This is a genomic window from Micromonospora arida (genome assembly GCF_003857035.1).
Taxonomy (GTDB): domain Bacteria; phylum Actinomycetota; class Actinomycetes; order Mycobacteriales; family Micromonosporaceae; genus Micromonospora; species Micromonospora arida.
Window position 1 is genome coordinate 1 of sequence record NZ_QGSY01000224.1, and the last position, 8,724, is coordinate 8,724.

The 8,724-nt window shown below is 72.6% G+C and carries 11 protein-coding genes; 6 read left to right on the top strand and 5 right to left on the bottom strand.

Annotation, left to right across the window (positions count from 1 at the left end):
* Positions 1–211 precede the first annotated feature (211 nt).
* The 3 genes from DLJ58_RS21980 to DLJ58_RS21990 all read right to left on the bottom strand — a co-directional run bounded on the left by DLJ58_RS21980 (position 212) and on the right by DLJ58_RS21990 (position 3,057).
* Positions 212–1,945, bottom strand: coding sequence for a DEAD/DEAH box helicase (locus tag DLJ58_RS21980; RefSeq protein ID WP_124858889.1), 1,734 nt, complete (start codon positions 1,943–1,945; stop codon positions 212–214).
* Positions 1,946–2,135: 190 nt separating this feature from the next.
* On the bottom strand, positions 2,136–2,798 hold the full coding sequence (locus tag DLJ58_RS21985) for a trimeric intracellular cation channel family protein (protein WP_124858890.1): 663 nt from the start codon (positions 2,796–2,798) through the stop codon (positions 2,136–2,138).
* Between the two features lie 40 nt (positions 2,799–2,838).
* Positions 2,839–3,057 carry a DUF3039 domain-containing protein gene (locus DLJ58_RS21990; RefSeq protein WP_007456912.1) on the bottom strand — a complete coding sequence of 73 codons (219 nt, stop codon included), beginning with the start codon at positions 3,055–3,057 and terminating at the stop codon, positions 2,839–2,841.
* Between the two features lie 88 nt (positions 3,058–3,145).
* On the opposite strand from DLJ58_RS21990, the gene DLJ58_RS21995 reads away from it, so the two are divergent.
* Together DLJ58_RS21995 and DLJ58_RS22000 are read left to right on the top strand one after the other, a co-directional pair.
* Entirely contained in the window at positions 3,146–4,081 is a 936-nt protein-coding gene (locus DLJ58_RS21995) for a pseudouridine-5'-phosphate glycosidase (RefSeq protein ID WP_124858891.1), read from the top strand.
* A complete protein-coding gene (locus tag DLJ58_RS22000; protein WP_124858892.1) occupies positions 4,078–4,977 on the top strand; it encodes a carbohydrate kinase family protein in 900 nt (299 codons plus the stop codon). Before DLJ58_RS21995 ends, DLJ58_RS22000 begins: the two co-directional genes overlap by 4 nt.
* 65 nt (positions 4,978–5,042) lie before the next feature.
* Here DLJ58_RS22000 and DLJ58_RS22005 read toward each other — a convergent pair whose 3' ends face one another.
* Positions 5,043–5,402: a DUF3099 domain-containing protein gene (locus DLJ58_RS22005; RefSeq protein ID WP_181518647.1), complete on the bottom strand. Its 360-nt coding sequence runs from the start codon at positions 5,400–5,402 to the stop codon at positions 5,043–5,045.
* A 104-nt stretch (positions 5,403–5,506) separates the two neighbouring features.
* Between DLJ58_RS22005 and DLJ58_RS22010 the strand changes: the two genes are divergently transcribed.
* Entirely contained in the window at positions 5,507–5,791 is a 285-nt protein-coding gene (locus DLJ58_RS22010; protein WP_124858893.1) for a hypothetical protein, read from the top strand.
* A gap of 17 nt (positions 5,792–5,808) precedes the next feature.
* A complete protein-coding gene (locus DLJ58_RS22015) occupies positions 5,809–6,120 on the top strand; it encodes a hypothetical protein (protein WP_124858894.1) in 312 nt (103 codons plus the stop codon).
* Positions 6,121–6,129: 9 nt separating this feature from the next.
* On the opposite strand, the gene DLJ58_RS22020 is transcribed toward DLJ58_RS22015, so the two are convergent.
* Complete coding sequence (locus DLJ58_RS22020; RefSeq protein WP_124858895.1) at positions 6,130–6,720, bottom strand: HhH-GPD-type base excision DNA repair protein; 591 nt, start codon at positions 6,718–6,720, stop codon at positions 6,130–6,132.
* Between the two features lie 95 nt (positions 6,721–6,815).
* Between DLJ58_RS22020 and DLJ58_RS22025 the strand changes: the two genes are divergently transcribed.
* Both DLJ58_RS22025 and dtd read left to right on the top strand, forming a co-directional pair.
* Complete coding sequence (locus tag DLJ58_RS22025; RefSeq protein ID WP_208741259.1) at positions 6,816–8,300, top strand: DUF7782 domain-containing protein; 1,485 nt, start codon at positions 6,816–6,818, stop codon at positions 8,298–8,300.
* On the top strand, positions 8,300–8,722 hold the full coding sequence (dtd, locus tag DLJ58_RS22030) for a D-aminoacyl-tRNA deacylase (protein ID WP_124858896.1): 423 nt from the start codon (positions 8,300–8,302) through the stop codon (positions 8,720–8,722). Before DLJ58_RS22025 ends, dtd begins: the two co-directional genes overlap by 1 nt.
* Positions 8,723–8,724: the final 2 nt, after the last annotated feature.

Genomic DNA, 8,724 nt, shown 5'->3' on the forward strand with positions numbered 1-8,724 from the left:
CGCCCCGCGCCCCGCGCCAAGATCGTGCTCGAACCAGGATGTAGTGGCCTCACCGACGCACCGATGCCACTACATCCCGGATATTGCGCGATCTTGACCGAGACACCCCGTAGAGGGCATCCGGGCCGTCCCGGGCAGGCAATCCTCGGCCGCCCCAGCCAGCCGGCTGCGGCTGGACAGCCTCGGGCTGGACAGCCTCGGCTGGGCAGATCTAGAGGGTCTGCACGGTGGCGATGCGTTCCTCAAGCTGCTCGATGGTGGCCTGAGCGCTCGGCGGCCCGCCGCAGAGCCGGCGCAGCTCGGCATGGATCTTGCCGTGCGGCTGACCGGTGCGGTGGTGTCGGGCGGCCACCAGGGCGTTCAGTTGGCGCCGGAGCGCCACGCGACGCTGGGCGGCGCTCATGGGTGCGGGTGGCGCTGCCGTGGGCGCAGCGGCCGTCTGAGCGGCCCCGTCGGCCGTACGACGGCGTTGGGCGGCGAGCTGTGCGGCCTGTCGCTTGGTCAGCAGCAGCGAAACCTGGTCGGCGGTGAGCAGACCGGGCAGGCCGAGGTATTCCTCTTCCTCGGGAGTGCCGGCCTGGGCCGCGGTGCCGAACGACGCGCCGTCGAAGATCACCTGGTCGAGCTCGGCGGTGGCTGAGAGCGCGGCGAACCGCTTCTCCAGCTCCCCGCTGGCCTGGTCGTCGCGCTGGGCGCGTTCCAACAGGTCGTCGTCGAAACCGTCGGCTTCCTTGGGTTTACCGAGTACGTGGTCGCGCTCGGTCTCCATCTCGCTGGCCAACCCGAGCAGGTGCGGCACGCTGGGCAGGAACACCGACGCGGTCTCCCCGGGCCGGCGGGCCCGCACGAAGCGGCCGATCGCCTGGGCGAAGTAGAGCGGCGTGCTGGCGCTGGTGGCGTAGACCCCGACCGCCAGTCGCGGGATGTCAACCCCCTCGGACACCATCCGCACCGCGACCAGCCACCGCTGGTCGGACGCCGCGAACGTCGCGATCCGGGCGGACGCGCCCTGGTCGTCGGAGAGCACCACGGCGGCCTTCTCGCCGGTCACCTGCTCGATCAGCTTGGCGTACGAACGGGCGGTCTGCTGGTCGGTGGCGATGATCAGACCACCGGCGTCGGCCATGCCCGCGTTGCGCAGCACGGTGAGTCGGGCGTCGGCGGCCCGCAGCACCTGTGGCATCCAGTCGCCGGCCGGGTCCAGGGCGGTACGCCACGCCTGGGCCACCAGGTCCTGGGTCATCGGCTCGCCCAGCCGGGCCGCCAGCTCCTCCCCCGCGTTGGTACGCCATCGGGTCTCCCCGGAGTACGCCAGGAAGAGCACCGGCCGGACCACGCCGTCGCGCAGCGCGTCGGAGTAGCCGTACACCGAGTCGGCGCGGGAGCGCAGCAGCCCGTCCCCTCCCCGCTCGTAGCTGACGAACGGGATCGGGTTGTCGTCGGAGCGGAAGGGCGTCCCGGTGAGCATCAGCCGGCGTACGGCGGGTTCGAAGGCGTTCTTCACCCCGTCGCCCCAGGACCGGGAGTCGCCGGCGTGGTGGATCTCGTCGAGGATGACCAGGGTGCGCCGGGTCATGGTGCGCCGCCGGTGCACCTGCGGGGCCATCCCCACCTGCGCGTAGGTGACCACCGCGCCGTGGAAGTCGGCCGCGGAGTGCAGGTCGGCGTTGCGGAAGGCGGCATCGAGTTGGATGCCCACCCGGGCCGCAGCGTCTGCCCACTGGTTCTTCAGGTGCTCGGTCGGGGCGACCACGGTGACCGCCTCGACGGTGCCGTCACCGAGCAGCTCCGCCGCGATCCGCAGGGCGAAGGTGGTCTTGCCGGCGCCGGGGGTGGCGACCGCGGTGAAGTCGTCGCTACGGCGACGCAGGTACTCCACCATCGCCTTGCGCTGCCAGGCGCGCAGCGCGGGGAACGTCTCGAGCACCGGCGTCCGGGCTGCCACGCGAAGCTCCTCTCCGACCGCACGATGGCGGACCCCGGGCGAGGGCCACGAGGATCCGCCGCCCATGAAAACGCCTCCGCGCAGAAGCTGCCGCGAAGGCCGACTCAGCATAACCAGCACGGGCCGTCGGGCCCAGGCGACGCCACGCTGGTCACAATCCGGCACCTGACCGAACAGCGGCCCGACCGTCTCACCACTCCCGGTCGGTGCGGGGATCCGACCCGTCGGCGCGCGGCGGGCGCAGCGTGGCCACCGGCGCGGACCAGCGTCGACGCAGCGCGATCAGGCGCAGCCCGAAGACCAGGACGGCGGCGGCGGTGAGTGGAGCGGGCCCGGTTTTCCCGGTGACGTACAGCAGCACCACCAGGACCGAACCGGCCAGTGCGGCCAGCGCGTAGATCTCCCGGCGCAGCACGACCGGAATCTCGGCGGTGAGCAGGTCGCGGCCCAGCCCGCCGCCGATCGCGGTGAGCATGCCGATCAGGCAGGCCCCGACGGCCGGCACCCGGGCGTCGAGCGCCTTGAGCGTGCCGGTGACGGTGAACAGCGCCAGGCCGGCCGCGTCCAGCACCAGCACGGTGGTGCGCAGTCGGACCAGTTGCGGGTGCAGCCAGAAGACGGCGAGCGCGGTGATCGCGGCGGTGGCCGCGTACCGCCAGTCGGCGAAGGCCAGCGGCGGCACCTCGTCGATGACCAGGTCCCGGAGGATCCCACCGCCGAGGGCGGCCACGAAGCCGACGAACGCGACACCGAACAGGTCCAGTCGCTTGGCCACCGCCGCCGAGGCCCCGGACGCGGCGAACACCGCCACCCCGGTCAGGTCGGCGAGGAGCAGGGCGGTGGAGGTGGTCACCGCCGCAGGCTACGTCGCCGGCCGGAGCACCGGCCGAGGTTCACTCACGGTACGAGTCGTAGATCTCCTTGCACTTGGGGCAGACCGGCGAACCCGGCTTGGCCGCCTTGGTGACCGGGAAGGTCTCGCCGCAGAGAGCGACGACGAAAGTGCCCATGACGGCGCTCTCGGCGATCTTCTCCTTGCGGACGTAGTGGAACATCTCGGGACCGGTATCGGCGTCCTTCAGCTCCGGACGCTCGAGAACCTCTGTGCTCACGTCTGCACCTCCGACCGACAAGTTTGGCAGGTCATCATGGCCGGGTCCACTTGAGGCCGGCCGAGGCCCCACCCCGTACGGTGCCTGTGTGACTGACTTTCGCATCAGCTACGGCACCGAGGTCGCCGAAGCCCAGCGCGACGGCCGGCCCGTCGTCGCGCTGGAGAGCACCATCGTCTCGCACGGTCTGCCCCGACCGGAGAACCTGCGGGTGGCCAGGGAGATCGAGCGAACCGTTCGGGACGCCGGGGCCGTTCCGGCGACGATCGGCATGATCGCCGGCGAGCTGGTGGTCGGCCTGGACGACGCGCAGCTGACCCGGCTGGCCACCGTCGACGGGGTGACGAAGCTCTCCGTCCGCGACCTCGCGGTGGCTGCCGCGACCGGCGCGGACGGCGCGACCACGGTGGCCGCGACCAGCGCGGTGGCCGCTGCCGCCGGCATCGGCGTGTTCGCCACCGGCGGGCTGGGTGGGGTGCACCGGGAGGCCGCGCACACCTTCGACGAGTCGGCGGACCTGGTCACCCTGGCGCAGACCCCGATCGCGGTGGTCTGCGCCGGGGTCAAGTCGATCCTCGACGTGGGCGCGACGCTGGAGCGCCTGGAGACCCTCGGGGTCGCGGTGGTCGGTTACCGCACCCGCCGGTTCCCCGGCTTCTACCTCACCGACGCCGGTTTCGACCTGGACTGGTCGGTGGACTCGCCGGAGCAGGTTGCCGCCGTGCTCGCTGCCCGGGACGAGCACGCCGTGCACACCGGCGGGATGCTCATCGCCAACCCGCTGCCGGTCGACGAGCAGCTCGACCCGGAGCTGCACGACCGGACGCTCACCGAGGGCCTGGCCCTGCTGGAGCGGGACGGGATCACCGGAAAGGCGGTCACCCCGTACCTGCTCGCGCACTTCCACTCGGCCACCGAGGGCGCGAGCCTGGCGGTGAACGTGCGGATCATCCTGCGCAACGCCGACCTGGCCGCCCGGATCGCGGTCGCCTCGGTGGCCTGCGGCACCGCCGTCCCGGCATGACCCGACCGGCCCGGGTGGTCGTCGTCGGGGACGTGATCACCGATGTGGTCGCCGTGTTGTCCGGGCCGCTCGCGGCCGGCTCGGACACCGGGGCCGCGATCAGTCTCGGCGGTGGCGGTCAGGCGGCCAATACCGCCGCCTGGATCGCGGCACAGCGGGTGGACGTCACGCTCGTCGGCGCCGTCGGTGACGACGACGCCGGGCGGGACCGGGTGGCCGAGCTGGAGCGGGCGGGCGTCGACTGCGCCATCGAGCGGATCGAGGGCGCCCCGACCGGCACGGTCATCGTGCTGGCCGCCGACGACGAGCGCACCATGGTCAGCCAGCGGGGCGCGAACCTGCGGCTGAGCGCCGCGCACGTCGAGCAGGCCCTCGCGGCGGTTCCCGACGCTGGGCATCTGCACCTGTCCGCGTACACCCTGTTGGACGCGGAGTCGCGCGGCGCGGGGCTGCGGGCGTTGGCCGCCGCCCGCGAGCGCGGGCTCACCATCAGCGTCGACGCGGCCTCCGCGGCGCCGCTGCGGCGGGTCGGCGCGGCGGCGTTCCTGGGTTGGGTACGCGACATCGACCTGCTCCTGGTCAACGCGGACGAGGCGACGGTGCTGGCCGGCGGGCTGGACCCGGCGGCGCAGGGGCGGGCGCTGTCGGCGACGGCTCGGCGGGTGGTGGTGAAGCGCGGCGCGGCCGGCGCGGTCTGGGTGGACCGCACCACGCCGGTCTGCGTGGCTCCGGCCAGCCGGGTGGCGGTGGTGGACGTCACGGGCGCGGGCGACGCCTTCGCGGCCGGCCTGCTCACCGCGTGGCTCGCCGGTGCCACCCCGACCGCGGCACTGAGCCGCGCCACCGACCTGGGTGCGCTCGCCGTCTCCACCGCCGGGGCTCGGCCACAGGCGTAGCGGCCGGCGTACGGCCACCGGGCACAGCGCGGCCGTGACGGATCGAACCCTGGCCCGTTCGCGGGTCAGGGTTCGACGTCGATGACCTTGTGTGGGCGCTCCTCGGCGGTGAGGCTCATCGGCGGGGTGTCGTCGGTGTGCCGGCGGTGGAACCGGTTGGCCAGCCGGTGCTCTTCCTTCGGCGGCCGGTCGTTGGCCAGCAGCACGGCAAGCCAGGGGATGAGCACCATGCCGAGGGCGCACAACGGCAGCCAGAGCCAGAGCAGTGGGGCGTTCGCACCGACCAGGATCGCGCCGACGATGATGCAGGCCACCCGGATGCCCATCATCAGGACATAGCGGCGCTGACGGCTGTTGAGCTGATCACCCTGGCTGCGCGAGGCGTCAGTGATCAGAATCGGCTGGTACGCCTGACGCTTCACCATGGACCTCCTCGAGGGGGTTACGCCTCATCCTGTCACCGCAGGTCCGTGATCAGCGAACTTCGAGTCATCCGGCTTCGTGTTACGCACGTGGTACGCTCCGCGATGTGGGCAGCAGGTTCAGCTTCACCGAAGAGGCGTTGGCCAACCTGAGGGTCTACGACGTCACACCCGGGGAAGTCTGGGAGGCGCTGCACAGCGCCCGACGGGTCATCCGTCATCTGGGTGACGACGTGATGGTGGTCTACGCCGTCGCCCGTCGGGGCCGCCGACTGGCGGTGCTGCTCGCCGAGGCCGATGGCACCGACAACGACTGGGACATTCTCTCCGCCCGCGAGTTGAGCGACGTCGAGTCCAAGCGCTACGACGAGGCCGTGCGGAGATCTCGGTAGATGAGGAGGCCGTGACGATGCACCGTAACGACGCGACCAAGCAGTTCCACGGCGGCGGCGAGCGAATCGCCGAGCTGATCGACGAGAGCCCGGCGGCGGAGCTGCCAACCCCCGACAGCGACGTGCCGATGGTAAGCCGCTCGGTGCGGCTGCCACTGGACACCTACGAGCGCGTTCGCGCCGCCGCCGACGCCCGGGGCATCGGGGTCACCACGCTGATGCGCCAGTGGATCGAGGCCGGCCTGGCCGACCTGGACGACTCGGCGACCGTCTCGCTGGCCGACGTCCGGCGCGCGCTGGCCTCGCTGGCGCACCCCACCGCCGCCTGAGCAGACGGCTCAGCCGCCGGTCGCCTTCGCCTTGGCCGCCGCCTTCATCTGCTGCTTGAACTCCCGCACCCGACGCAGCGAATCGGCGTCGGTGACGTCGGCCACCGACCGGTACGCGCCCGGGTCGCCGTAGTCTCCGGCTGCCTTCCGCCAGTCCTGCGGGGTCACGCCGAACCGCTTGCCGAGCAGGGCCACGAAGATCTGTGCCTTCTGCTTGCCGAAGCCGGGCAGCGCGGCGACCCGGCGCAGCAGCTCCGGCCCGTCGGCGACCTCGGCCCAGAGCAGCGCCGCGTCACCGTCGTAGCGCTCCACCAGCACCTGACAGACCTCCTGCACCCGGGCCGCCATGGCCTTGGGAAACCGGTGCAGGGCGGGCGGCTGGGCGAAGAGCGCGACCAGAGCCTCCGGGTCGTACCCGGCCAGCTCCGCCGCGTCCAACTCATGGCCGAGCCGCTGCTGGAGCACGTACGGCGACGAGAACGCCTTCTCCATCGGCACCTGTTGATCGAGAACCATGCCGAGCAGCAGGGCCAGCGGGCTGCGCTCCAGCAGCCGGTTGGCCTCCGGGTCGATGGGCAGGACAAGCGTCATGCGGACCATCCTGCCTGGCGTACCGACCCGGGCGGACACCGACGCTCCGACGTCTACCGGCGGGTGACGCTGACCCGGGACCCAACGGAGGGCAGGATGTCGGGGTGGACGAACACGACATGCTGCTCTCCCCCGCCGGCGTCGACGCGCTGCGCAGCGCACTGACCCGGACCGGATTCACCAGTCACGGCATCGCCGAGCGGCTGGGAGCCCAGGCGACCGCGGCGGTCGCCCGCAACGACTACCGGGCCGCGCTGCTGGCCACCGGGGACGGCGACCCGCTCGGCACCCTGATCCGGGTGTTCATCTGCGCCCAGACCGAGTCGGAGGCGGCGGTGACCGCCGCGCTGGCGCCGCTGAGCCTGACCGAGGCGCTGGCCGGCGGGCTGGTCGAGCGGTACGGCGACGGCCTGCGTGCCGGCATCGACCTGGAGCCGTACGGCGAGGACTGGTGGGTGCTCGCCGACGTGCCGGCCAGCGCCCGCCCGGGTCGCCCGTTGCACGCCGAGCACGTCCTCGGCGTCGGCGGGGCGACCCACACCCTGATCGGCGCGACCATGCGCCGGCCGGTCGACACCGCACTGGACCTGGGCACCGGCTCCGGCATCCAGGCCCTGCACCTGGGCACCCACGCCAGGTCGGTGACCGCCACCGACCTCTCCGAGCGGGCGCTGCGCTTCGCCGCGACCACCGCCGCCCTCAACGGTCAGGACTGGGAGCTGCTCCGCGGCGACATGGTCGCCCCGGTGGCCGGTCGGCGGTTCGACCTGGTGGTGAGCAACCCACCGTTCGTGGTCGGTCCGGGCACGACCACGCACGTGTACCGCGACTCCGGCCGGGTCGGTGACGCGATCGGCGCCGAGCTGGCCGCCGCCGCCCCGGGCCTGCTCACCGAGGGCGGCACCATGCAGTACCTGGCGAACTGGGTGCACGTCGCAGGCGAGGAGTGGGACGAGCGGGTGGCCGGCTGGTTCGCCGGGACCGGCCTGGACGCCTGGGTGATCCAACGCGAGGTGGCCGACCCGATGGCGTACGTCGACCTGTGGCTCACCGACGTCGGCGAGACCGCCGACCCGCAGCGGATGGCCGTCTGGCTGGACTGGTTCGACGCGCACAAGGTGGAGGGCATCGGCTTCGGCATCGTGTCACTGCGTCGGAGCGGGCACTCCGACCCGGTGGTCCGGGTGGAGGATCTGCGCCAGCGGGTGCAGCCACCGCTGGGCGACCAGGTCGCCGCCTGGTTCGACCGCCAGGACTTTCTCCGGGTACGCGACACCGAGGCGTTGCTCGCCGAGCGCTACCGGGCCGCCGATGGCCTCCAACTGCGCCAGGAGGCCACCATGGGTGACGAGGGCTGGGGGGTGGACCGGCAGGTCCTCGCGATGCCGCACGGCCTGCGCTGGACCGAGGAGATCGACCCGCTGGTGCTGGCGCTGGTCGGCGGCGCCGACGGCCGGCTGCCGCTGCGTGACCAGCTCGCCCTGCTCGCCGCCGCGCACGACGTCGAGCCCGACGAGATGGCCGAGGCGGCCGGCCCGATCGTGGCGCACCTGGTGGAGCGCGGCTTCATCGAGCCGGTGAGCGCCTGATGCGGGCGGTGGTGCAGACCGTCGGGCAGGCCAGCGTGACGGTGGACGGGGAGGTGGTCGGTGCCATCGAGAACGGCCTGCTGGTGCTGCTCGGCGTGACCCACACCGACACCGCGGAGACCGCCCAGACGATGGCCCGCAAGGTGCACGAGGTACGCATCCTGGACGGTGAGCGATCCGCCGCCGACACCGGCGCGCCGATCCTGGTGGTCAGCCAGTTCACCCTCTACGGCGACGTCCGCAAGGGCCGCCGACCGAGCTGGACCGCCGCCGCCCCCGCCGAGGTCGCCGAGCCACTGGTGACAGCGGTGGTCGACGCCCTACGCGAACGAGGAGCGAAGGTGGAGACCGGCCGCTTCCGCACCCACATGCTGGTCGAGAGCACCAACATCGGCCCCCAAACCCTCCTCCTGGACCTCTAACC

What these genes read in the sequence shown, in the direction of transcription:
- DLJ58_RS22000 (WP_124858892.1), top strand. Translation starts at nt 4,078, where the DNA reads ATGACCCGACCGGCCCGGGTGGTCGTCGTCGGGGACGTGATCACCGAT.
- DLJ58_RS22005 (WP_181518647.1), bottom strand. Translation starts at nt 5,402, where the DNA reads ATGGTGAAGCGTCAGGCGTACCAGCCGATTCTGATCACTGACGCCTCG.
- DLJ58_RS22015 (WP_124858894.1), top strand. Translation starts at nt 5,809, where the DNA reads ATGCACCGTAACGACGCGACCAAGCAGTTCCACGGCGGCGGCGAGCGA.
- DLJ58_RS22020 (WP_124858895.1), bottom strand. Translation starts at nt 6,720, where the DNA reads ATGGTCCGCATGACGCTTGTCCTGCCCATCGACCCGGAGGCCAACCGG.
- dtd (WP_124858896.1), top strand. Translation starts at nt 8,300, where the DNA reads ATGCGGGCGGTGGTGCAGACCGTCGGGCAGGCCAGCGTGACGGTGGAC.